Origin of the sequence: Limimaricola litoreus (assembly GCF_024159025.1) — a bacterium.
Lineage (GTDB): Bacteria > Pseudomonadota > Alphaproteobacteria > Rhodobacterales > Rhodobacteraceae > Limimaricola > Limimaricola litoreus.
The window spans coordinates 1-23,549 of the sequence record NZ_JAMYXC010000190.1 but is presented as its reverse complement, the minus strand read 5'-3'; the positions used below and the strand labels follow the sequence as shown (position 1 = coordinate 23,549).

The 23,549-nt window shown below is 67.0% G+C and carries 22 protein-coding genes; 17 read left to right on the top strand and 5 right to left on the bottom strand.

Going from position 1 to position 23,549, the window contains the following annotated elements:
* Nucleotides 1–84 precede the first annotated feature (84 nt).
* Together NHG85_RS12200 and NHG85_RS12195 are read left to right on the top strand one after the other, a co-directional pair.
* Complete coding sequence (locus tag NHG85_RS12200; RefSeq protein WP_253332736.1) at nt 85–699, top strand: hypothetical protein; 615 nt, start codon at nt 85–87, stop codon at nt 697–699.
* Between the two features lie 73 nt (nt 700–772).
* Nucleotides 773–1,954 carry a pyridoxal-phosphate-dependent aminotransferase family protein gene (locus tag NHG85_RS12195; protein WP_253332734.1) on the top strand — a complete coding sequence of 394 codons (1,182 nt, stop codon included), beginning with the start codon at nt 773–775 and terminating at the stop codon, nt 1,952–1,954.
* Nucleotides 1,955–1,958: 4 nt separating this feature from the next.
* Here NHG85_RS12195 and phaZ read toward each other — a convergent pair whose 3' ends face one another.
* Nucleotides 1,959–3,419 carry a polyhydroxyalkanoate depolymerase gene (phaZ, locus tag NHG85_RS12190; protein ID WP_253332732.1) on the bottom strand — a complete coding sequence of 487 codons (1,461 nt, stop codon included), beginning with the start codon at nt 3,417–3,419 and terminating at the stop codon, nt 1,959–1,961.
* A 124-nt stretch (nt 3,420–3,543) separates the two neighbouring features.
* Here phaZ and NHG85_RS12185 point away from each other — a divergent pair, with 124 nt between their 5' ends.
* From NHG85_RS12185 to phaR, 3 genes are all read left to right on the top strand, one after another.
* Nucleotides 3,544–5,376, top strand: coding sequence for a PHA/PHB synthase family protein (locus NHG85_RS12185; RefSeq protein WP_253332731.1), 1,833 nt, complete (start codon nt 3,544–3,546; stop codon nt 5,374–5,376).
* Between the two features lie 143 nt (nt 5,377–5,519).
* Nucleotides 5,520–5,975 carry a phasin family protein gene (locus tag NHG85_RS12180; protein WP_253332730.1) on the top strand — a complete coding sequence of 152 codons (456 nt, stop codon included), beginning with the start codon at nt 5,520–5,522 and terminating at the stop codon, nt 5,973–5,975.
* A 124-nt stretch (nt 5,976–6,099) separates the two neighbouring features.
* Nucleotides 6,100–6,639 carry a polyhydroxyalkanoate synthesis repressor PhaR gene (gene phaR, locus NHG85_RS12175; protein WP_253332728.1) on the top strand — a complete coding sequence of 180 codons (540 nt, stop codon included), beginning with the start codon at nt 6,100–6,102 and terminating at the stop codon, nt 6,637–6,639.
* Between the two features lie 223 nt (nt 6,640–6,862).
* Here phaR and NHG85_RS12170 read toward each other — a convergent pair whose 3' ends face one another.
* Nucleotides 6,863–7,639, bottom strand: coding sequence for a Bax inhibitor-1/YccA family protein (locus NHG85_RS12170; RefSeq protein ID WP_253332726.1), 777 nt, complete (start codon nt 7,637–7,639; stop codon nt 6,863–6,865).
* A 385-nt stretch (nt 7,640–8,024) separates the two neighbouring features.
* On the opposite strand from NHG85_RS12170, the gene NHG85_RS12165 reads away from it, so the two are divergent.
* Together NHG85_RS12165 and NHG85_RS12160 are read left to right on the top strand one after the other, a co-directional pair.
* On the top strand, nt 8,025–8,393 hold the full coding sequence (locus NHG85_RS12165; RefSeq protein WP_099273990.1) for a helix-turn-helix domain-containing protein: 369 nt from the start codon (nt 8,025–8,027) through the stop codon (nt 8,391–8,393).
* Between the two features lie 99 nt (nt 8,394–8,492).
* Entirely contained in the window at nt 8,493–9,302 is an 810-nt protein-coding gene (locus tag NHG85_RS12160) for an inositol monophosphatase family protein (RefSeq protein WP_253332724.1), read from the top strand.
* On the opposite strand, the gene guaD is transcribed toward NHG85_RS12160, so the two are convergent.
* Entirely contained in the window at nt 9,299–10,588 is a 1,290-nt protein-coding gene (gene guaD, locus NHG85_RS12155) for a guanine deaminase (RefSeq protein WP_253332722.1), read from the bottom strand. The genes NHG85_RS12160 and guaD overlap by 4 nt on opposite strands.
* Before the next feature lie 110 nt (nt 10,589–10,698).
* On the opposite strand from guaD, the gene mgtE reads away from it, so the two are divergent.
* The 5 genes from mgtE to NHG85_RS12130 all read left to right on the top strand — a co-directional run bounded on the left by mgtE (nt 10,699) and on the right by NHG85_RS12130 (nt 16,246).
* Complete coding sequence (gene mgtE / locus NHG85_RS12150) at nt 10,699–12,087, top strand: magnesium transporter (RefSeq protein WP_253332720.1); 1,389 nt, start codon at nt 10,699–10,701, stop codon at nt 12,085–12,087.
* Complete coding sequence (locus NHG85_RS12145; protein ID WP_253332718.1) at nt 12,084–12,650, top strand: 5-formyltetrahydrofolate cyclo-ligase; 567 nt, start codon at nt 12,084–12,086, stop codon at nt 12,648–12,650. The genes mgtE and NHG85_RS12145 overlap by 4 nt, the downstream gene beginning before the upstream one ends.
* A 135-nt stretch (nt 12,651–12,785) precedes the next feature.
* A complete protein-coding gene (locus NHG85_RS12140; protein WP_253332716.1) occupies nt 12,786–13,601 on the top strand; it encodes a TIGR00282 family metallophosphoesterase in 816 nt (271 codons plus the stop codon).
* 43 nt (nt 13,602–13,644) lie between these two features.
* A complete protein-coding gene (locus NHG85_RS12135; protein ID WP_253332714.1) occupies nt 13,645–15,423 on the top strand; it encodes an SLC13 family permease in 1,779 nt (592 codons plus the stop codon).
* A 73-nt stretch (nt 15,424–15,496) separates the two neighbouring features.
* Complete coding sequence (locus tag NHG85_RS12130) at nt 15,497–16,246, top strand: YebC/PmpR family DNA-binding transcriptional regulator (RefSeq protein ID WP_253332713.1); 750 nt, start codon at nt 15,497–15,499, stop codon at nt 16,244–16,246.
* A 69-nt stretch (nt 16,247–16,315) separates the two neighbouring features.
* On the opposite strand, the gene NHG85_RS12125 is transcribed toward NHG85_RS12130, so the two are convergent.
* Nucleotides 16,316–16,921, bottom strand: a complete 606-nt coding sequence (locus NHG85_RS12125; protein WP_253332712.1) for a LysE family translocator — start codon at nt 16,919–16,921, stop codon at nt 16,316–16,318.
* A 645-nt stretch (nt 16,922–17,566) separates the two neighbouring features.
* On the bottom strand, nt 17,567–17,776 hold the full coding sequence (locus NHG85_RS12120) for a DUF1127 domain-containing protein (protein ID WP_253332710.1): 210 nt from the start codon (nt 17,774–17,776) through the stop codon (nt 17,567–17,569).
* A 317-nt stretch (nt 17,777–18,093) separates the two neighbouring features.
* Between NHG85_RS12120 and NHG85_RS12115 the strand changes: the two genes are divergently transcribed.
* The 5 genes from NHG85_RS12115 (at nt 18,094) to NHG85_RS12095 (ending at nt 23,485) form a co-directional block, all read left to right on the top strand.
* Nucleotides 18,094–19,206, top strand: coding sequence for an Mrp/NBP35 family ATP-binding protein (locus tag NHG85_RS12115; RefSeq protein WP_253332708.1), 1,113 nt, complete (start codon nt 18,094–18,096; stop codon nt 19,204–19,206).
* Between the two features lie 690 nt (nt 19,207–19,896).
* Nucleotides 19,897–20,391, top strand: a complete 495-nt coding sequence (locus NHG85_RS12110) for a division/cell wall cluster transcriptional repressor MraZ (RefSeq protein WP_099273968.1) — start codon at nt 19,897–19,899, stop codon at nt 20,389–20,391.
* A 3-nt stretch (nt 20,392–20,394) separates the two neighbouring features.
* Complete coding sequence (gene rsmH / locus NHG85_RS12105) at nt 20,395–21,369, top strand: 16S rRNA (cytosine(1402)-N(4))-methyltransferase RsmH (RefSeq protein ID WP_253332705.1); 975 nt, start codon at nt 20,395–20,397, stop codon at nt 21,367–21,369.
* A complete protein-coding gene (gene ftsL, locus NHG85_RS12100; RefSeq protein WP_099273964.1) occupies nt 21,366–21,725 on the top strand; it encodes a cell division protein FtsL in 360 nt (119 codons plus the stop codon). The genes rsmH and ftsL overlap by 4 nt, the downstream gene beginning before the upstream one ends.
* Entirely contained in the window at nt 21,722–23,485 is a 1,764-nt protein-coding gene (locus tag NHG85_RS12095) for a peptidoglycan D,D-transpeptidase FtsI family protein (protein ID WP_253332703.1), read from the top strand. The genes ftsL and NHG85_RS12095 overlap by 4 nt, the downstream gene beginning before the upstream one ends.
* Nucleotides 23,486–23,549: the final 64 nt, after the last annotated feature.

Below are 23,549 nucleotides of genomic sequence, written 5' to 3'. Positions count from 1 at the left end.
CATCCCCGTGTCCCCTCGCAAGCAGGCGGGGTTTGACGGGGGCGGGATCGCGGCCTAGGGCAGGGTGGTGACGGGGAGGCGCGGATGGACGTGGAACGCATCGAAGTGATCGACAGGATGCGGCTCTGGCCGAGCCATGCCGTGCTGGCCGGGCGGATCTGCCGGGTGAAATGGGGCGCATGGGCGGTCTACTTGCCGGGGCCGCAGGTCAAGATCATGCATGCCGTGGCCGGAAAGCAGCACTGCATCTATCACAAGGCGCCGCGGCGCGAAGAGGTGCTGGGCGGATTCGACCGACGCGAGGGTGCCGAGGACTGGGCCCGCGTCTTCTCCACGCCTGTGCTGCGGCGCGCGGCCGAAAACTGGGTGATGTTCGACCGGCTGCACGCCGCGGGGATCGGGCCCGAGCCCATGGGGCTCGTCGCCATTCGCGATTATCGCAGCTTCTTTTCGCGCGGGCGCGGCATCACCGCCGGGCTGCGGCTCGCGGACCTGACGAAGTATCCCGAAAAGGCCCCGACGACCGAGGCCGAGCTGCGCGCCGCGGGCATCATTCCCGATCGCAGCCGTGCCTCGCTGCGCGAGCAGATCCGCGGCTATGTCAGCGATCTCAACAACCTGCACGGCGCGATGCCCGAGGAGGGCGAGGCCGAGGTAGCGGCGGTCGAGGCGGCGCTGGCGCGCGCGTTGGTGCCTTGATGGGGCGTTGACGCCGCGCGCAGGCGGGGCGAGGCTGCGGCTCGAACATCCCCACTCGCGCGAGGCCCTTCGCATGACGCTCTCCCACGGTCGCCCCTATCTCGCCATTCCCGGCCCCTCGGTCATGCCCGACCGGGTGCTCGCGGCGATGCAGCGGCCCGCGCCCAATATCTACACCGGCGCGCTGCACGAGATGACCGCGACGCTGTTTCCCGATCTCAAGCGCATCGCGGGCACCGCGCATCACGCGGCGATCTACATCGCCAACGGCCACGGCATGTGGGAGGCGGCGCTCCTGAACGTGCTCCGTCGCGGCGACCAGGTGCTTGCATTGGTTTCGGGGCATTTCGGACAGAGTTGGGCCGCCACGGCGCGTGCTTTGGGCGCCGAGGTCGAGGTGATCGAGAGCGACGGCGCGAGCCCGGTCGCGCCCGATCTTCTGGAAGCGCGGCTCAGGGCCGACCGGGGCCACGAGATCCGCGCCGTCATCGCCTGTCATGTCGATACCGCGACCGGGGTGCGCGCCGACATGGCCAGCTACCGCGCCGCGCTCGACGCGGCGGGGCACCCGGGGCTTTTGATGGCCGATTGCATCGCATCCATGGGCTGCGACCGCTTCGAGATGGACGCCTGGGGCGTCGATGTCGCGATCACCGCGAGCCAGAAGGGGCTGATGACGCCGCCGGGGCTGGGCTTCGCGTTCTTCAACGATCGCGCGGCCGAGGCGCGCAACCGTGCCGAGATGGTGACGCCCTATTGGGACTGGCGCCCGCGCGCGGCGCCGGATCTCTACTACCAGTATTTCGCAGGCACCGCGCCCACGCATCTCCTCTACGCGCTGCGCGCCGCGCTCGATCTCATTGGCGAGGAGGGGATCGAGGCGATCTGGGACCGCCACGCGCGGCTGGCCGCCGCGATCTGGGCGGCGGTGGAGGCCTGGGGCCGCGAGGGGGAGATGCGGCTCGGAGTGCGCGCGGCGCAAGACCGCAGCCACGCGGTGACCTCGATCGGCCTCGGCGCGCCCGATGCCGACCGGCTGCGCGCCTGGTGCGAGACGCAGATGGGCGTGACGCTGGGCATCGGCCTTGGGCGGACGCCGCCGGAGGGCTGGTTCCGCATCGGCCACATGGGCCATGTCAACGCGCATATGGTTCTGGGCGCGCTAGGCACGATCGAGGCCGGTCTTTCGGCGCTGTCGATCCCGCATGGCGCGGGCGGGGTGACGGCGGCGGCCAAGGCGCTGGCCGCCGCCTGATCGCTCAGCTGCCCTGCTTGGCCTTGCCGCTCTTGGCCTTGCCGGGCTTCGCCGTGGCGGGTTTCGCCTCCGGGCGGGGGCTCTCGGCCTTGGCGGAGGCCTGAGCCGCCGCAGGGTCGGGGGCCTTCGCCTCGGTGGGCTCGGCCGCGGCTTCGGAGGTTGCCGGCGGGGCGGTCTTCTTCGCGGGCCCGGTGTCGGACCCGCTGCCGAGCTTGGCCGTATGCTTGCCAGGCGCGTCCGAATTGGCGTCGATGAACTCCAGCACCAGGGGCCGGATGTTGTTGCGCCAGCTCGAGCCCGCGAAGATGCCGTAATGCCCGGCGCCGGGCTCCAGATGCGCGGCCTTCTTGTCATCGGGCAGGCCGGTCAGCAGGTCGAGCGCGGCGAGGCATTGGCCGGGAGCGGAGATGTCGTCCTTTTCGCCCTCGACGATCTTCACCGCGACGGAGGTGATCTTGCCAAGATCGAGCTGGCGGCCATCGACGGTGAAGGCATTGCGCGCGATGTCGCGGCTCTTGAAGACGCGGTCCACGGTCGAGAGGTAGAACTCGGCCGTCATGTCCATCACGGCAAGGTATTCGTCGTAGAACTGGTTGTGCTTGTCGTGCTCGGAAGCCTTGCCATGCGCGGCGCGAAAGATCTGGTCGGTGAAAGCCTGGGCATGGGTCGAGGCGTTCATCGCGATGAAGGAGGCAAGCTGCAAAAGCCCGGGATAGACCTCCCGGCCCACGCCCTTGTACTTGAAGCCGACGCGCTGGATCATCGAATGTTCGAGCTGGCCCATCGTCACCCGGCTGCCGAAATCGGTCACGTCGGTGGCGGCGGCATCGGGATCGACCGGCCCGCCGATCAGCGTCAGAGAGCGCGGCTGCGCCGCGGCATCGTCCTCGGCCAGCATGGCGGTGGCGGCAAGCGTCAGCGGCACCGGCTGGCACACGGCGATCACGTGCAGGTCGGGCCCGAGATGGCGCATGAACTCGGCCACGTATTTGGTGTAATCCTCGACGTCGAACTTGCCGGCGCTGACGGGGATGTCGCGGGCGTTGTGCCAGTCGGTGATGTGCACGTCGCAATCGGGCAGGAGGCTGATCACCGTCTTGCGCAGCAGCGTGGCGTAGTGGCCCGACATCGGCGCCACCAGAAGAACCCGCCGCCTGGGCGCTTTTCTGCCGGGGGTGGTGAAGCGGATCAGATCGCCGAAGGGCCGCTCCAGAACCGTCTCGACCCGGACGATGTGGTCCTTGCCGTCGGGGCCGGTGATCGAGGGGATGCCCCAGTCGGGCTTGGCCACCATGCGCTCGAAGCTGCGCTCGGTCACCTCGCCCCAGGCCCGCAGGATCTGCATCGCCGGGTTGGCGGTCATCGCCATCGCCGGATAGTCGCCCATGGCGCGCGCGGTCGCACCCAACCACTGGTTGGTGTTGCGTACGCTTTCCATCAGGTCGTAGGTCGGCATATACTTCATTTGACTGCTCCAGGCAGGGGGTCGGGGGTCCGCCGGGCCATTCCCCGCCTCGACGGCAGACGGGGCGCGAACCCGTCCCGGCAGGCCGCATGCTGCACCTGCAAACTAGGGCGTGGGAGGGCGTATGACAACTGACGATCAGGACAGGGGCGCGGATCGGGAGGCGGGCGGTGACGCGCAGGCCACGGCTGCGAAGGCGCGGCTGGAGGCCAATCTCGCCCGGATCGAGGAGCTGACGCAGCGGCTCGTCTCGGCCATGGGGCAGGGGCGCAAGGTGCCGCCGGCGCTGCAGGGGCCGAGCCACGATCTTTATCTCAAGGCGGCCGGCACCTACTGGTCGGAGATGATGCGTGACCCGGCCAAGCTGATGGAGCACCAGCTCGGCTACTGGGGAGAAACCTTCAAACATTACGTCGAGACCCAGCAGAAGGTGATGCAGGGCGCGCAGGCCCCGGCATCGGAGGGGCCCAAGGACCGCCGCTTTGCCAACCCGATGTGGGAGACGAACCCGTGGTTCGCCTACATCAAGCAGCAATACCTCACCAATGCCGAGGCCGTGCGTAGGGCGATCTCCTCGATCGAGGGGCTGGAGCCGCGCGAAAAGAAGCGGCTCGACTATTTCGCCGGGCAGATCGTCGACATGTTCAGCCCCACGAACTTTCTCGCCACCAACCCCGACGCGCTGCAAAAGGCGCTCGAGACCGAGGGCCAGAGCCTGATCGACGGCATGGAGAACCTCGTGCGCGATCTGGAGGCCAACGAGGGCGATTTCGTGGTGACGCTCGCCGATGCCGATGCCTTCCGCGTGGGCGAGAACCTCGCCACCACGCCGGGCGAGGTGGTGTTCCGCAATCACCTGTTCGAGCTGATCCAATACGCGCCCGCCACCGAGGAGGTGCACGAGACGCCGATCGTGCTGTTTCCGCCTTGGATCAACAAGTTCTACATCCTCGATCTGAAGCCGCAGAACAGCCTGATCCGCCATGTTGTCGAACAGGGCCACACGCTCTTCGTGGTCAGTTGGATCAACCCTGATCCGAGCTATGCCGAGATCGGCATGACCGATTACGTCGAGGACGGCTATATCCGGGCAATCGAGACGGTGAAGGAGATCTGCAAGGTCAAACAGGTCAACGCCGTCGGCTACTGCATCGCCGGCACGACGCTGGCGATGACGCTGTCGGTGCTCAAATCGCGCAAGGACAAATCGGTCAAATCTGCGACCTTCTTCACCACGCTCACCGATTTTTCGGATCAGGGCGAGGTCGGCGTGTTCCTTGACGATGATTTCATCGACGGGATCGAGGCCGAGACGCGCGCGGCGGGCGTGCTCGACAAGTTCTACATGTCGCGCACCTTCTCCTTCCTGCGCGCGCGGGACCTGATCTACCAGCCCGCGATCCGCAGCTACATGATGGGCGAGGCGCCGCCCGCCTTCGATCTGCTCTACTGGAACGGCGACGGCACCAACCTGCCCGCGCGCATGGCGATCGAATACCTGTGCGGGCTGTGCCAAGAGGACCGCTTCGCCACCACCGGCTTCACCGTGGCGGGCCACGAGGCGAAGATCGGCGAAGTGACGGTGCCGGTCTTTGCCGTGGGCTGCGAAAGCGATCACATCGCAGCCTGGGATTCGAGCTGGCGCGGCGTGCAGAAGATGGGGTCGAAGGACAAGACATTCGTGCTGTCGGGCTCGGGCCATATCGCGGGCATCGTCAACCCGCCCGCCAAGAAGAAATACGGCTACTGGACCAACGCCGCCGCTGCCGACAGCCCCGAGGACTGGCGCGCGGGCGCGCAGAAGCACGAAGGCTCGTGGTGGCCGGCTTGGATGGCATGGTTGAAGCCCCGGGCGGGCGAAATGGTCCCGGCGCGGGAGCCGGGCTCCAAGACCCACCCCGCGCTTGGCCCTGCGCCGGGGCGCTACGTGACGGGCGGGCGGCTCGCGGCGGAGTAGGGGGCAGGTGCCGTAGGGGAAAGTTTTTTGCTGCACCGCAGAAAAACATCTTGAAATGCTGCGGTGCAGCACGCATATTCCGGTTATGAGAGACAAAGCGGGGCCTCAGAGCTGCCGCACCAGCGACCAGAAAGGGACCTCCAATGGCCAATCAGCAAGACTTCACCGCTATCTTCAAGGACATGATGGGCTCCTTCCCCGTCGACACCAAGAACATGGAAGAGACCTTCCGCAACCAGACCGCTCTCGCCGAGAAGCTGTCGGCCGCCAACCTCGAGGCCGCGCAGAAATCGACCGAGCTGTCGGCCAAGTGGGCCCAGGACACGCTTGCCAAGTTCGGCGAAGTGACCCGCGCCAAGTCGGAGCCCGCCGATTACGCCAAGTCGATGAGCGATTTCGCCTCCGCCTCGGCCGAAGCCGCCTCCGAGCACATGGCCGCCTTCGCCGAGATCGCCAAGAAGCTGCAGACCGAGACGCTCGAGCTGATGCTCTCGGCCGGCAAGGACATGAGCGACGACATGACCGCCGCCGCCAAGAAGGCCGGCACCGATGCGCAGGCCGCGACCCGCAAGGCCACCTCGGCCGCCGGTTCCAAGTAAGCGAGACAGCGGCGTTCCTCCCCGCCGCGATCGGGCGGGCTGCCAGGTGGCAGCCCGCCCTTTCTTTTTGCGAAACACGGGCCTAGGCTTTCGCTGCAGCGCATCATGCCTTGGGGGACCGAAGATGGCCGAGACCGCGAAACCGCTTCTGATCAAGCGTTATGCCAGCCGCAGGCTCTACAACACCGAGACCAGCGATTACGTCACCCTCGAGGATATCGCGAGCTTCATCCGCGCGGGCCGCGAGGTGCAGATCGTCGATCTCAAATCGGGCGATGACCTGACGCGGCAATACCTTCTCCAGATCATCGCCGAGCATGAAAGCCGCGGCGAGAGCGTGCTGCCGGTCGACGTGTTGACCGATCTGGTGCGCAGCTACACCAGCCAGGCCGGTTCGGTCGTGCCGCAGTTTCTCGCCGCCTCCTTCGAAATGCTGCGCGACGGCCAGTCGAAGATGATGGAAAACATGACCAAGGTCTCTCCCATGGGGCAGATGCCGGGCTTCGACGCGATGCGCGCGCAGCAGGAGGCCTTCTTCAAGGCGATGACGGGCGGCATGATGGGCAAGACCGGGTCGGAGACCGGGACCGGAGATGACAATCTCGATGACATCAAGAAGCAGCTCGCGGAGCTGCAATCCAAGCTGGCGCGGATGAGCAAGTAGCCCCCCGGCGCCGGGCCTCGCTCGGCAGTAAAAACTGATCTTCGGAAATGACCTTGTCGCTGGCCCTTGGTCCCGGCACGGGGAATCTGCGGCAATCCCTCCGCCCCTCTATGTGACGCGTCGCGCCAGAACGCATCGGCGCGACGTGGCAGCCAAGCGGCACATGCAAAAAGGGCCGGCGTTTCCGCCGGCCCTTGAAGGGAGGGTCTCCGTTCCGCTGTGCTTATTCGCGGTTGCCGAACAGCTGGAGCAGGAACATGAACATGTTGATGAAGTCGAGATAGAGCTGCAGCGCACCCATGATGGCGGCCTTGCCCAACCATTCGCTGTCGCCATGGCTGGCGTGGCTCAGGTAGACGTTCTTGATGTTCTGCGTGTCATAGGCCGTGAGGCCCGCGAAGATCAGCACGCCCAGCACCGAGATCGCGAAGGCCACCGCCGAGGAGGCAAGGAAGATGTTCACGATCGAGGCGACGATCAGGCCGATCACGCCCATGATCAGGAAGGTGCCGAAGCCTGACAGGTCCTTCTTGGTGGTGTAGCCGTAGAGCGACAGACCCGCGAAGGCGACGGCGGTGATGAGGAAGACCTGCACGATCGAAACGCCGGTGAAGACGAGGAAGATCGAGCTGAGCGACAGGCCCATCACCGCGGCAAAGGCGTAGAACACGATCTGCGCCGTGGCGGCGGACATGCGGTTCATGCCGGCCGAGAAGCCGAACACGAAGATCAGCGGCGCGAACATGATCAGCCACTTCAGCGGCGAGGCATAGATCGCGGCGCCGAAGCTGTTGAGATACTTGTCGGGGCCGATCTGCGCCATGGCGAGGGCGGGATCGGTGGTGACGGCCAGCCCCGAGATCGCCCAGGCGGCGGCGGCGGTGATGATCATGCCTACGGACATCGTGCCGTAGACCTTGTTCATGTGGGCGCGAAGCCCTTCGTCGATCCGAGCGGAACGGGCCCCGGCCGTCGCGCGGATCGTGTTGAATTCAGCCATAGAGACCTCCGTTGGAATACAAGTCTTGTTCCCGATATTGGCGATCGGCGGCGGAGATTCAAGAAGGCTGCGACAGCCCGCGCGGCAAGGTGCGGCATCGGGCACGCAAAAGGCGACGATCGGCCCCGATGGCGGTCCCGTTCTACACGCGCCGCGCGCGATGTTTCCTGCAAGCCGCGTGATTTGTGCATCCCGGCCTGTCCATCGGGACAGGTTCTCGTGATCCGATGCGCCGGATCATGATCTTAAAGGCATGATGACCCATGCAACCAAAGCGTGTCTATATGAGTATATAGAGGGGCTACCTTGCCCCGTACATATTTTATGACGCATCCGGACGATCGTCTGATCGGAGGTCCGATGCGCTCCATTGAGAGGACAGGACATGAAGCACCCCGTTGACGTTCATGTCGGAAAGCGCATTCGCCATCGGCGGTGGATGAACGGCACGACCCAACAGCAGCTGGCCGAAAAGGTCGGAATCAAGTTCCAGCAGATCCAGAAATACGAAACCGGAATGAACCGGGTTTCGGCCTCGCGTCTGTGGGACATCGCCCATGCGCTGGGCGTTCCGGTCTCCTTCTTCTTCGAGGGCATGGAAGCCGCCAAGCCCGAGCCGCGCCCCGGCGACCTGCCCGGCGACGTGATGGCCGATCGCGAAGCGCTGGAGCTGCTGCGCTCCTACTACGCGATCCCCGAACAGCAGCGTCGGCGCCTGTTCGACCTTGCCCGCGTGCTGAGCGACGCCGCCTGAAAGGCGCGTCGCGGAGGGCCCCCGGCTTGACCGGAGCGCCCTCCGCGCGTTACCGCCCGTGCCGGGGCGGGCTGTCCGTCCGATCAGGATGGGCTCGACATGACCGGCATGCTTTCAGACGATCTCATGCGCGATCTCACCGCCACCGCCCATGCGCTGGCCGATGCCGCGCGGCCCGAGACGCTGCGTCATTTCCGCCGATCCATCGCCACGGATGACAAGACCGGGGCTGGGGCGGGCTTCGATCCCGTGACCGAGGCCGACCGCGCCTCCGAGCGCGCGATGCGCGCGGTGTTGGCCGCGCGCCGCCCGGATGATGCGATCTTGGGCGAGGAATACGGCGCGACGCCGGGCAGCAGCGGGCTGACCTGGGTGCTCGACCCGATCGACGGCACCCGCGCCTATATCTCGGGCGCGCCGACATGGGGCGTTCTCGTCTCGGTCTGCGACGCGAAGGGTCCTCTCTTTGGCCTGATCGACCAGCCCTATATCGGGGAGCGTTTCGAAGGCGGCTTCGGCGCCGCCCGCGTGGTCGGGCCGCATGGCGAGACGCCGCTGCGCGGCCGCGCCGCGCGCCCCTTGGCCGAGGCGACGGTGATGACGACCTTTCCCGAGGTCGGCACGCCCGCCGAACGCGAGGGTTTCGAAGCGGCGAGCCGGGCCGCGCGGCTGACCCGCTACGGCATGGATTGCTACGCCTATGCGCTGGTGGCGCTGGGCCAGGTCGATCTGGTGATCGAGGCGGGGCTCAACAGCTACGACATCTGCGGCCCGATCGCGGTGATCGAGGCGGCGGGCGGCATCGTCACCGATTGGGAGGGCCGCCCCGCGCATGAAGGCGGCCGGGTGCTCGCTGCCGCCAACGCGCAGATCCACGCCGAGGCGCTGGCGCTGCTCAGGGGGCGCTAGCCCTTCAGCTGCCGGCCTGCGACATAGGTTTTCGCAATCGCCCGGTCATCTCCCATCATGATGGTCGGGAACAGCGCCTCCCAGATATCCGAGGCCAGCGCCGATCGCTGCGCGATGCCGGGGGTGGAGGCAAGGTCGAGCACGATCATGTCGGCCATGGACCCCGGCGCCAGCCGCCCGATCTCGCCTTCGGCATGCAGCACCTTGGCCGAGCCCTCGGTGGCGAGCCACAAAAGCTGCGCGGGGTGGATCGGATTGCGCTTGAGCTGTCCGATCTCATAGGCCGCGCCCATCACCCGCAGCATCGAGAACGACGAGCCGCCGCCGGTGTCCGAGGCCAGCCCGATCCGTTGCCCTTCGGCCATCCGCGCCGCCATGTCGAAGAGCCCCGAGCCGATGAAGGTGTTCGAGGTCGGGCAATGCACCAGCCCCGCGCCGACCTCGCGCAGCCGGTCGGTCTCGCGCGGTTCGAGATGGATCGCATGGCCGTAAAGCCCGCGCGCGCCCAGAAGGCCGTGCTGCTCATAGGTGTCGAGATAGTCGCGCGCCTCAGGGTAGAGCCCCTTGACCCATTCGATCTCGTCGACCTGCTCGGAAAGATGCGTCTGCATCAGGCAGGAGGGGTGCGCGGCCCAAAGCGCGCCCAGCGCCTCGAGCTGCTCCGGCGTCGATGTGGGCGAAAAGCGCGGCGTGATGACATAGGTCGCGCGGCCCTTGCCGTGCCAGCGTTCGATCAGCGCCTTGCTGTCGTCATGCGCGCTCTGCGCCGTGTCGCTGAGATAATCGGGCGCGTTGCGGTCCATGCAGGTCTTGCCCGCGAAAGCCGCCATGCCGCGCGCCTCCGCCGCCTCGAAGAAGGCGTCGACGCTGCCCGGGTGGATCGTGCAGAAGCTCGTCAGCGTCGTGGTGCCGTTGGAAATGGCAAGGTCGAGCGTGCGGTTCGCGATCTCGTCGGCATAGGCGCGATCGGCGAACTTGCCTTCCTCGGGGAAGGTGTAGCTGTTGAGCCAGTCGATCAGCCGCTTGCCCCAGCTCGCGATCATCGCGGTCTGCGGGTAATGCATATGCGCATCGACGAAGCCGGGCAGGATCAGCCCCGCGCCGTGGTCGATCACCTCCGCCTCGCCGTGCTGCGCGCGCAGGGCGTCGGCCTCGCCCGTGGCGACGACGCGGCCTGCCTCGACCAGCACCGCGCCGCGGCTCGAATGGGTGGCGGCGGCGGGGCCTTGGGTGAAGGGATCGCCGGTGAAGGTCAGGGTCTGGCCCAGATGCAATGTCTTTGTCATGGGCCGACGATAGGAGCAGGGCGCGGCAAGGTAAATCTGCCAATCGTCCCGCGCCCAGCTTGCCGCTGCGCCAACAACCACTATGGTCCGCGCAAACATCGGGAGCCGCCATGACCGACCAGATCGACAACCAGGAGCCGCAGGAGGACGAGGGCGATTTCGGCCTGCCGGCGCGGTTGTTCGACGAGGTGCTCGACGCGGTCGAGGCCGGCGACGCCGCCCGGCTCGACGCGATCTTCGAGCCGCTGCACCCCGCCGACATCGCCGACCTGCTCGAACAGATCGACGCGCGCGACCGCCGCGCGCTGCTCGCGCTGTGGAAGGGCGGCATGGATGGCGAGATCCTGTCGGAGCTCGACGACAATCTGCGCGAGGAGATCATCCAGAGCCTCGCCCCGACCGAGCTGGCCTCGGCGGTGCGCGAGCTGGAATCCGACGACGTGGTCGATCTCGTCGAATATCTCGACGAGGACCAGCAATCCGCCGTGCTCGACGCGCTCGCCGCGACCGACCGGATCGCGGTCGAGAAGGCGCTGGCCTACCCCGAGGAATCCGCCGGGCGCCTGATGCAGGTCGAGGTGGTGCGCGCGCCCGAGCATTGGAGCGTCGGCGAGGCGATCGACTTCCTGCGCCGCGCCGAGCGGCTGCCCGATCAGTTCTACCACGTGATACTGGTCGATCCGCGGATGAAGCCGGTGGGCTACGTGCAGATCGGGCGGCTCTTGTCCAAGTCGCGCGCCACGCTGCTGCGCGACATCACCGAGGAGAGCTTCCGCACGTTTCACGTGGAAGACGACGAAGGCGCCGTGGCCTATGCCTTCAACCAGTATCACCTGATCTCCGCCCCCGTGGTGGATGATGACGACCGGCTGGTGGGCGTCATCACCATCGACGACGCAATGAACGTGCTCGACGAGGAGCACGAGGAGGACATCCTGCGCCTCGCCGGGGTCGGCGGCGAGAGCGAGCTGTCGGATTCGGTGCGCGAGACCACCAAGCAGCGCCTTCCATGGCTTGCCGTCAATCTCGGCACGGCGATCATCGCCTCGTTGGTGATCTCGCTTTTCGAGGAGACCATCGCCGGTCTGGTGGCGCTGGCGGTGCTGATGCCGATCGTCGCCTCCATGGGCGGCAACGCGGGCACGCAGTCGCTCACCGTCGCGGTGCGCGCCATCGCCACGCGCGACCTGACCACCTCCAACGTCTGGCGGGTGATCCGGCGCGAGGTGGCGGTCGGGCTGATCAACGGGCTCGCCTTCGCGGTGGTGATGGGGCTCGTCGGCCTGGCCTGGTTCGGTTCGCCCATGCTGGGCGCGGTGATCGCGGTGGCGATGGTGATCAACCTCGTCGTCGCGGGACTGTCGGGGGTGGTGGTGCCGGTGGTGCTCGACCGCTTCGGCGTCGATCCGGCGCTGGCCTCGGGCACCTTTGTGACGACCGTGACGGACGTGGTCGGCTTCTTCGCCTTCCTCGGCCTTGCCTCGGTGATCCTGCTGTGAGCGGGCATACCGGGCTGGCCGCGCGCAAAAAGGCCGCGCGCGAGGCGGCGTTCCTGCGCCGCGAACTGGCGCATCGCTCGGCGGGCGCGCAGGCCGAACACCTGACCCGCTGGCTATCCGAGCACCCCGGCAAGACGGTGGCGGGCTACATGCCGATGCGCAGCGAGATCGATCCGCTGCCCGCCATGGCCGTGGCGGCCAAGACCGGACGCGTCGGCGTGCCGGTGATCGAAGGGGCGGGGCGGCCGCTCAGCTTCCGTGAATGGACACCGGGCTGCGCGCTCGAAAGGGGGCATTTCGGCGCGGATGTCCCGGTGGCGGGCGATTGGATCGTGCCGCGCATCGTCATCGTGCCGCTGGTCGCCTTTGACCGGCACGGCCACCGGCTGGGCTATGGCGGCGGCTTCTATGATCGGACCCTGGAGCTGCTGCGCGCCGCGGGTCCGGTCACGGCCGTCGGATTCGCCTTTGCCGCGCAGGAGGCTGAGGAGATTCCCGTCGAGGAGACGGATCAGCCACTGGACCTGATCATCACCGAATCCGGGATCGTCGTGCCGGTCTGAGAGGGGCGGCGGAACAGGCGTTCCGTGCCGCGCCGCGCCCCCCGACCGGGCATTTTGCGCCGCGCCGCCACGTGAGCGCGCGGCCATGCGAGGCTTCGCTTGCCCTTTGCAAACCGCCGTCCTAACACCGATGAAATGAGAATATTGTTCCTTGGCGACGTGATGGGTCGCGGTGGCCGGCAGGCCGTGGCGGAGCGGCTTCCGGCCCTGCGCCGCGATTGGCGGCTCGATTTCGTGGTGGTCAATGGCGAGAATGCCACCGGCGGGCGGGGGCTTTCGACCGAGCATGCCAAGGGCATCCTGGACGCGGGCGCCGATGTCATCACGCTGGGCGATCATGCCTTCGACCAGAAGGACATGATGCGCTTTTGCGAGACCGAGCCGCGCATCATCCGCCCGCTCAACTATTCCAAGTCCGCCCCCGGCATCGGCGCGCGGGTGTTCGAGGCGACGCGGGGCCGCCGCGTCCTCGTGGCGCAGGTGCTGGGGCAGGTCTTCATGAGCCGCCCCTATGACGATCCCTTCTCGGCGCTCGAGCCGGTGCTCAAGGCGCATCCGCCGGGCGGCACGGTGGCCGCCTCGCTGATCGACATCCATTGCGAGGCGACGAGCGAGAAAATGGGCGTGGGACATTTCTGCGACGGGCGGGCCTCGGTCGTGGTGGGCACCCACACCCATGTGCCGACGGCGGATGCGACCATCCTGCCGCGGGGCACGGCGTTCCAGTCGGATGCGGGCATGTGCGGCGATTACGACAGCGTCATCGGCATGCAGAAGGAAGAGCCGCTCCGGCGCTTCATCACCGGCATGCCCGGCGGGCGTTTCACCCCCGCGATGGAGGAGGTGACCCTCTCGGGCCTCTATGTCGAGACCGACGACCGCACCGGCCTTTCCACGCGGGTCGAGATGGTGCGCCAGGGCGGGCGGCTGTCGCAATGCGGCCCCGCGTGAAGGGTCGGGCCGGGATCGCCGGCCGCTCAGGAGAGATCTGACGATGTTCGGCATAGAGCTGTCGCCCGATGTCCAGGCGATCACCGCCATGGGGATCGTGCTGGCGATGTTCCTCGCCTTCCTGCGCGAGGCCTACCCGGTCGAGGTGGTGGCGATCACCGGCGCGATGGCGATGCTGGTGCTGGGCATCCTGCCAGAGGACACCGCCATCGGCATCTTTGCCAACCCCGCGCCATGGACCATCGCGGCGCTGTTCGTGGTGGTGGGAGCCTTGGTGCGCACCGGCGCGCTCGACTGGATCTCGGCGCAGGCCGCGCGCCACGTGGAGCGGCGGCCCAAGACCACGCTGATCACGCTCACCTTCACGGTGCTGACGATGTCGGCCTTCATCAACAACACGCCCATCGTGGTGGTGATGATACCGATCTTCGTGCGGCTTTCGGGGCAGATGGGGCACCAGCCCTCGAAGCTGCTGATCCCGCTGAGCTACTTCGCGATCTTCGGCGGCATGCTGACGCTGATCGGCACCTCGACCAACCTTCTGGTCGACGGCGTGGTGCAGGCGGCGGGAATGGAGCCCTTCGGCATCTTCGAGATTAGCGGGGCGGGGCTGCTGCTGGCCGGGGTCGCGGTGGCCTATCTCGGGCTGATCGGGCGCAAGCTGCTGCCCGACCGCGATTCCATGGCCGCCCTGCTGTCGGGCAAGTCGAAGATGCGCTTCTTCACCGAGGCGGTGATCCCGCCCGACAGCAATCTGATCGGGCGCGAGGTCACGGATGTGCAGCTGTTCAAGCGCGAGGGCGTGCGGCTGATCGACGTGGTGCGCGGCGATGCTTCGCTCCGGCGCAACCTCGCGGGCGTCACGCTCGAAGTGGGCGACCGAGTGGTGCTCAGGACCGCGATGACCGAGCTTTTGTCGCTGCAGGCCAACAAGAGCCTGCGCCGCGTCGATCAGGTCTCGGCGGTCGAGACCACCACGGTCGAGGTGCTGATTTCGCCCGATTGCCGCATGGTCGGTCGCAAGCTCGGCGATTTGCGCCTGCGCCGCCGCTACGGCGTCTATACGCTCGCGGTCCATCGCCGCGACAAGAACATCGGCCGCCAGATCGACGATCTCGTCGTGCGGGTCGGCGACACGCTGCTGCTCGAAGGGGCGACGGCCGATATCCAGCGGCTCGCCACGGACATGAACCTCGTCAACGTCGCCCAGCCGACCGAGCGCGCCTATCGCCGCAGCCATGCGCCGATCGTGATCGCGGTGCTCTTCGCCATCGTCGGCCTTTCGGCGATCGGCGTGGCCAATATCGCGGTGATGAGTTTCCTCGGCGTGGCGGTGGTGCTGCTGACGCGCTGCATCGACGCCGACGAGGCCTTCGGCTTCATCGACGGGCGGCTCCTGGCGCTGATCTTCGGCATGCTCGCGGTCGGGGCGGGGCTCGACCATTCCGGCGCGGTGTCGCTCCTGGTCGACTGGCTGACGCCCACGCTCATGCATCTGCCGAGCTGGGCACTGGTGCTGGTGGTCTATCTCCTCGCCTCGATCCTGACGGAGATCGTGTCGAACAACGCCGTCGCGGTGATCCTGACGCCGGTGGCGATCGGGCTGGCGCAGGCGCTGGGCGTCGATGCGAGGCCCTTGGTCGTGGCAGTGATGTTCGGCGCATCGGCCGCCTTCGCCACACCGATCGGCTACCAGACCAACACGCTGGTCTACGGGCCGGGCGGCTACAAGTTCTCGGACTTCCTGAGGATCGGCGTGCCGCTCAACCTGCTGACGGCGCTGACCGCCTCGGTTGTCATCCCCTTGTTCTTCCCGCTGTGAGCCCGCTTGCCCCCTTTGCGGGGGCTGGCTTATAGAGGGCGCGGTTTACGCATATCACCACAGGAGCCCCGCCATGGCAGGCCATTCCAAATGGGCCAACATCCAGCATCGCAAGGGGCGGCAGGACGCCGCGCGCTCCAAGCTGTTCTCGAAGCTCTCCAAGGAGATCACCGTCGCCGCCAAGATGGGCGATCCCGATCCCGACAAGAACCCGCGCCTGCGCATGGCCGTCAAGGAGGCCAAGGCCGTCTCCGTCCCCAAGGACGTGATCGACCGCGCCATCAAGAAATCTCAGGGCGGCGACGCCGAAAGCTATGACGAGATCCGCTACGAGGGCTACGGCCCCAACGGCGTCGCGGTGATCGTCGAGGCGATGACCGACAACCGCAACCGCACCGCTTCGAACGTGCGTTCCACCTTCGGCAAGAGCGGCGGCAACCTCGGCGAGACCGGCTCGGTCTCCTTCATGTTCGACCGCAAGGGCGAGATCTACTACCCGGCCTCGGTCGGCGACGCCGACACGGTGATGATGGCCGCGATCGAGGCCGGTGCCGAGGACGTGGAGAGCGACGAGGAGGGCCACTGGATCTACTGCGCCGACACCGACCTCAACGAGGTGGCGACGGCGCTGGAGGCCGAGCTTGGCGAAAGCGAGACCACCAAGCTGATCTGGAAGCCGCAGACCCGCACCCCGCTCGACCTCGACGGCGTGCAAAAGCTGATGAAGCTGGTGGAGACGCTCGAAGACGACGACGACGTGCAGACCGTCACCACCAATTTCGAGGCCTCCGACGAGGTGATGCAGGCCTATTCGGAGAGCTGATCCGCTTCATCTTTCTCCAAATACGCAGATCCGACGCCGGAAACCCTCGCAGGTTTCCGGCGTTTCGCGTCACAGCGCCGCGAGGATCGGCCAGAGCGTGGCGACGAGCAGCAGCGCCATGGCGATGTTGAACGCCCTGAGCCGCTTCGGCTCGGACAAGAGCCGCCGCAGGCTTTGCCCCAGCACGGTCCAGAGCCCGGCCGAGACCGAGCCCATGGTGGCGAAGACCGTCACCACCAGCGCCACGCCCCACAGCCCGGCATCGCCGACATAGGCGCTGGTCGCCGTCACGGACATGGCCCAGGCCTTGGGGTTCACCCATTGGAACGCGACCGCCTGCAGGAAGGTCAGCGGTGTGCCCCTGGTGTCGGGCGCATCGGCGGCCTTGGGAGCCGCGGTGGCGATCTTCCACGCCAGCCAGAGCAGGAACAGGACCGAGACCACCCGCAGCACCACGGTCAGCAGCGGCCAGATCTCGAACACCTGCGCCAGCCCCAGCCCGACCAGCCCCGCCATTCCGGCAAACCCCAGCGCCACGCCCGCCATGTGCGGCACCGAGCGGCGCAGGCCGAAATTGGCGCCCGACGCCATCAGCATCAGGTTGTTGGGCCCCGGCGTGAACAGGGTGACGAGGGCAAAGCCCATCAGGGCGGGCAGGAGCGAAAGCGCGGTCATGCGCGCCAATCTGCACCCTTGGGCGGAAATGGGAAGAGCGGAAATGAAAGGCCCTGAAACGAGAAACGGCGACGCCCAGGGAGGAGGAGGGGCGCCGCCGTCTGTTCCGGCGCGCGGGTCCTCAGGGAGGAGGAGGAGAACCCGTGACCGTCTCGGTCGACCGATCTGGCCAGGGAGGAGGAGGGCCCGACCGGTCTATGCAACGGATGTCTGTCTGGGAGGAGGGACATCCGTATCCTGTACGACCGGCGGGGCAGGGAGGAGGAGGCCCCGCCGGTCTGATGCGCGCCGTCCCAGGGAGGAGGAGGGGACGGCCCGTATTCGAATTCCTGCGAGCGACGGGGCAGGGAGGAGGAGAGCCCCGCCGCTCTTTGGCCCGCGTGCGCTCCAGGGGAGGAGGAGAAGCGCCCGTGGTGTGCAACCGGCAGGGTCAGGGAGGAGGAGGACCCTGCCGGTCTGATCTACGTGCGCGCCCCAGGGAGGAGGAGGGGGCGGCCCGTATCTCGGTCAACTGTCAAGGCGACGGCATCAGGGAGGAGGAGGATGCCGTCGCCTCGATGCGGGCCGCCCAGGGAGGAGGAGGGGCGAAACCGCGGCTCGCGACCGGTTCAGGGAGGAGGAGGAACCGGTCGGGAACTGGGAAACTTATCGTGCCTGGCTGGCCTCGATCGCGATGCGCTTGATCATCGAGCGGCTGATGCCGAGATCGACGAGATCGCGGTCGGTCAGCGCCTGCAGCTCGTTGTAGGTCGAGCGATAGATCTTGTTCTTCGCGACCCGGTCGGCCAAGGTGACGCGGAGATTGGCGATGCGCTGGCCCAGGCCGGCGCTGCGGGTGTCGGTCGTGTATGCCATGTCGCATACCTCTTTGGTTCGGGGCCCGGTGCCCGGGCCGTCACTGCTCTCTGGTCGATCCCAGATCGCGGGACCGGTCTTCGAAGGCGCCGTATTGCGTCTTCGAGGATCAAAATAGGCTCATGCTGCGAATGCACAATCCCTTGCAACGGCAATGCTGCTATGCAGCGGACGCATGGTGAAAGTTTCATGAAATCATAAACTTCCCTAGCGGAAATGTGGCGATTTCGTGGCCGCTTGCGCTTTGGGTCGCAAAGCGCGAGTCTTGCCCGGTGATCGGGCAGATGCCTGACGGCAAAGATGGATACGGACCAAAGATGACCCTGACGCGCGACCAAATCCTCGGTGAACTGCGGCGGATCGGGCTCCCCGACGGGGGCGATCTCGTCTCGCGCGACATGGTGCGGGCGCTCGGGTTCGATGCGGGCCGGGTAAGATTCGTGATCGAGGCGACCGATGCAGAGGCGGCCCGCGCGCTTGAACCGGTGCGCCGGGCGGCAGAGGCTGCGGTCGGCGCGCTGCCCGGCGTGGAGGCGGTCAGCGCGATCCTGACGGCGCATGGTCCCGCATCCTCGCCCGCGCGCCCGGCTGCCGCCGAAAAGGGGGGCGAGGCGCCCTCGCTCAAGATCGGTCGCCACCCGACGCCGCAGGCTCCGGGGCAGACCGGACCCCAGCGGGTCGCGGGGGTCGACCGGATCCTGGCCGTGGGCTCGGGCAAGGGCGGCGTCGGCAAATCCACCGTCGCCTCGAATCTCGCCGTGGCGCTGGCGCGCGAGGGGCGGCGGGTCGGTCTTCTCGACGCCGATATATACGGCCCCTCGCAGCCGCGCATGATGGGTGTCTCAAAGCGCCCCGGCTCGCCCGACGGCAAGACCATCGAGCCCTTGCGCGCGCATGGCGTCACCATGATGTCGATCGGGCTGATGCTCGACCCCGACAAGGCGGTGGTCTGGCGCGGGCCGATGCTGATGGGCGCGCTGCAGCAGCTGATCGGCCAGGTGGCTTGGGGCGAGCTCGACGTGCTGATTGTCGATCTGCCGCCGGGCACGGGCGACATCCAGCTGACCCTGTGCCAGAGGACGCATCTGACCGGCGCCATCGTCGTCTCGACCCCGCAGGACGTGGCGCTGCTCGACGCGCGCAAGGCGATCGACATGTTCCACACCCTCAAGACACCGGTGCTCGGTCTGATCGAGAACATGTCTCTATACATATGCCCCGAATGCGGCCACGAGGCGCATATCTTCGGCCATGGCGGCGTGCGCGACGAGGCCGCGCGTCTCGACGCTCCGCTTCTGGGCAGCCTTCCGATCGATCTGGAGACGCGGCTCGCGGGCGATGCCGGCACGCCGGTGGCCGCGGGCGAAGGGGCGATGGCCGAGGCTTATCTCAAGATTGCCCGCGGGCTGGTGGCCGGCGGCATGGCCTGAGAGCCGATACGGCCTGTAACAGAGTCGCATCGGACTGTTCCGGGATCGTCTGGAACCTGAGGCCGGGAATACATGGAACGAGCTGGATCAGGGTCGAATCGTGGCGAGCGATTCGACCCTGACCTGCAACTTATCCCCAGCATTCCTCATGACTTGTGGACCCTTTTGAAGAATCGCGCGTTCTGCGGGCGTGGTCTCGGAGCGAGGCAACAGGTGACGTGGCAGCAATGCCGCATATCGGGGCTTTTCCGCTCATCAACAATGCCCCCCATATCTGGGGCAATTTCCATATATGACCGCAATATGCTGTGCGATTACGCGCAGTTTTCCCTATTCAGGCCTATGTGTGTCTTAATTTGGCCTCTCCAAAGAGGCGCTTCATGCCTGAAATTTGTTGCCTCCCATGAATTCCCATGGCATCCCTATGGCCAAGGAAACGGTGGACAGACGGACTAGGGGCACCAAAGACCCCATCGGCAAAAATTGGCAGGTTCATACAGGCAACCCGCTGTTTTCTAACAAGAGATCCGGCGCGCGAGCGAGCAGACATCCCCCCAGGTGGCGCGCGCGATCGGACATCCCGGGAACGGGACGATGCGGCGGATCGAGCAGTGGCAGCAGCTCGGTCCGCCGTTTTCGTATCAGGAGGTCTGATGACCTGGGTGGGCATGGGCAAGGGTCTCGTTAGGCGTGCTGGGGTTCACCGGAGAGTATCCGCAAAAGATCGACGGGAAAGGACGCATGTCCATCCCGGCCGATTTCCGCCGGGTGCTCGAGGCCGGGGATCCGGACTGGACCGAGGGGCTAAACCCGAGGCTTTACTTGCAGTTCGGCGATCATCTTAAAGACAATCTGCGGGTCTATTCGGTCGAGGAATTCGACCGCATCGCCGCCCAGATCCGCGCCATGCCCGCGGGCTCCAAGCAAAAGCAGATGGTGAGCCGTCTCTATCTCGGTCAATCGATGAAGCTCGAGATCGACCGAGACGGCCGGATCGTCATGCCGATCCGCCAGCGCCGCAAGCTGGGGCTGGAGCAGGGCGAGGTCTTGTTCATGGGCGTCGGCGATTATTTCGAGATCTGGAAGGCCGACACCTTCGAGACCACCGTGGGCCAGGAGGTCACCGACTGGCTCGAGGAACAGCCCGAGGGCTTCGATCCGCTCAGCCTCGTGGAAGGGCTCTGATTCATGACCGACACGCCGCATGTTCCCGTCTTGCTGCGCCCTCTGATCGAGCAGATGGCGCCGATCGAAGGCGTCTGGCTCGATGGCACCTTCGGGGCTGGGGGTTACACGCGGGCGCTGCTCGACGCCGGTGCGGACAAGGTCTTTGCCGTGGACCGCGACCCCACCACCCATGCGATGGCGCAGGCTTGGGCCGGGCAATACGGCGACCGGCTGCAGATGCGCGAGGGCCGGTTCTCGCAGCTCGACACGCTGGCGGGCGAGCCGCTCGACGGGGTGGTGCTCGATCTGGGCGTCTCCTCGATGCAGATCGACCAGGCCGAGCGCGGCTTTTCCTTCCAGAAGGACGGCCCGCTCGACATGCGCATGGGCAACACCGGCCCTTCGGCGGCGGACATCGTCAACGAGGCCGATGAGGCGCATCTCGCGCGCATCCTGTTTCTCTACGGCGAAGAGCGCCAGAGCCGCCGCATCGCCCGCGCCATCGTCGCCGCGCGGCCCGTCACCACGACGCTGCAGCTCGCGGAGATCGTCGCGCGCTGCCTGCCGCGGCAGAAACCGGGCCAGTCCAACCCCGCGACCCGCAGCTTTCAGGCGCTGCGCATCGCGGTGAACGAGGAATATGACGAGCTCTACGAGGGGTTGGCTGCGGCCGAGCGCGCGCTCAAACCCGGCGGGCTCCTGGGCGTGGTGACCTTCCATTCGGTCGAGGACCGCATGGTCAAGCGCTTCATGCAGCTGCGCGCGGGCGCCACCGGCAATGCCAACCGCTTCGCGCCCGAGGTCGAGGGACCGCCGCCGGCCTTCGAGCTGGTCAAGCGCAAGGCCGTGGCGCCCGACGACGAAGAGCTCGCCGCCAATCCGCGCGCGCGCTCTGCGCGGCTCAGGATCGCGCGGCGCACCGATGCCCCGGCGGGCCGGGCCGATCCGGCGGCGCTGGGAATGCCTGTTCTGAACAAGGGAGAGAATTCTCGATGAGGGGCGTGATCTACGTGCTGTCGGCGCTGGCCGTCGTGGGGCTGGGCTTCTGGGCCTACCAGGAAAACTACGCCACGCAGCAATCCCTGCGCGACGTGCGCCAGCTTTATGCCCGCATCGGTGCCGCCCATGCGCGGCTGGGCATGCTAAACGCCGAATGGGCCTATCTCAACCGCCCCGACCGGCTGCGCGACCTCGCGGACCTCAACTTCGACCGCCTCGGCCTGCTGCCGCTGCGCCCCGAAGCTTTCGGCCGGGTCGAGCAGGTCGGCTTCCCGCCCGAGATGCTGCCGCCGATCATGAACCCGGTCGAGGTGTCCTCCGCCTTCATGAACACCGACGAGGAACCGCTGTGACCCGTCGTCCGCTGCGCCCGCTGGCGCGCATCCTCAAGGCGCGCGAGCGCGGCGAGAACCCGGATGCGATCGAGCGCGAGAATCTGCGCCTGCGCCACGAGGAAACCCGCGATCGCGCCCGAAGCCGGGCCGAAGGGCGGCTCTTGGTGATGGGCGGCTTTTTCGCCCTGGCCTTCGTGACCATCGCGCTCAAGATGGGCTCCATGGCGGGCGCCCCGGCCGAAGAGCCGCGCGCCTCGGCCAGCGGCAACCCGATCATCGCCCAGCGCGCCGATATCACCGACCGTCAGGGCCGCATCCTCGCCACCAATCTCGACACTTACGCGCTCTACGCCCAGCCACCGGAGATGATCGACCCCGCGCGCGCCGCGGCCGAGCTGGTGCGGATCTTCCCCGAGCTCGACGAGGCCGAACTGCTCGAGGATTTCACCGGCCCGCGCAAGTTCCTGTGGATTCGCAAGCAGATCAGCCCCGAGCAGCGCCAGGCGGTGCATGACATCGGCGATCCTGGGCTTCTGTTCGGCCCGCGCGAGATGCGGATCTACCCCAATGGCCCGATCGCCGCGCATATCCTCGGGGGGGCCAGCTACGGACGCGAGGGCGTCTCCTCGGCCGAGGTGATCGGCGTGGCGGGGGTGGAGCGGCGCTTCGACGCCTATCTGCGCGATCCGGCCAACGAGGGCGCGCCTTTGCAGCTCTCGCTCGATCTCACCGTGCAGTCGGCGGTCGAGGAGGTGCTGTCCGGCGGCATGAACCTGCTCAACGCGCGCGGCGCCGCGGCGGTGCTGATGGAGGCCAAGACGGGCGAGATCGTCGCCATGGCGAGCCTGCCGGATTTCGACCCCAACAATCGCCCCCGTCCGCTGACGCAAGGGTCGGCCGCCGACAGCCCGCTGTTCAACCGCATGGTGCAGGGCGTCTACGAGCTGGGTTCGGTGTTCAAGATCTTTGCCGTGGCGCAGGGGCTGGAGATGGGGCTGATCGAGCCCTCGACCATGATCGACACCAAGGGGCCGATGACCTGGGGCCGCTTCCGCATCCGCGACTTCCACGATTACGGCCCGCAGCTCACCGCGACGGACGTGATCGTGGAGAGCTCCAACATCGGCACCTCGCGCATCGCGCTGATGTATGGCGCCGAGAAACAGCGCGAGTTCCTCGGCCAGCTCGGCATGCTCGAGCCCACCGAGGTCGAGATGATCGAGGCGCCCACCGGCAAGCCGCTCCTGCCCGCGCAATGGTCTGAGATCTCGACCATGACGATCTCCTATGGCCACGGCCTTTCGGTCACGCCGCTGCATCTCGCGGCGGGCTACGCGACGCTGGCCAACGGCGGGCTCAAGGTGACGCCGACTCTGCTGCACGGGGCGCGCCGCGCGCCGGGCGAGCGGGTGGTGAGCGAGCGCACCGCAGCCGCCGCCCGCGCCATGCTGCGCGCCGTGGTGAGCCGCGGCACCGCCAGCCTGGGCGAGGTCGAGGGCTACGAGGTGGGCGGCAAGACCGGCACCGCCGACAAGCCCAAGGAAAACGGCGGCGGCTACTACAAGGACAAGGTGATCTCGACCTTCGCCGGCATGTTCCCGGCCACGGACCCCGAATATGTCTTTGTCGTCACCTTTGACGAGCCGGTCGAAACCACGGGCTCGATCCCGCGCCGCACCGCCGGTTGGACGGCCGTTCCGGTGGCCGCCGAGATGATCCGGCGGACCGCGCCGCTGCTCGGTCTCAGGCCGCAGGTTGAAGGCGCGCGGCTTTCATAATCCGATCAGGTATTTGGGTTTTCATCATTATGTCTTCGATCACGGCGATTATACCGACTTACAA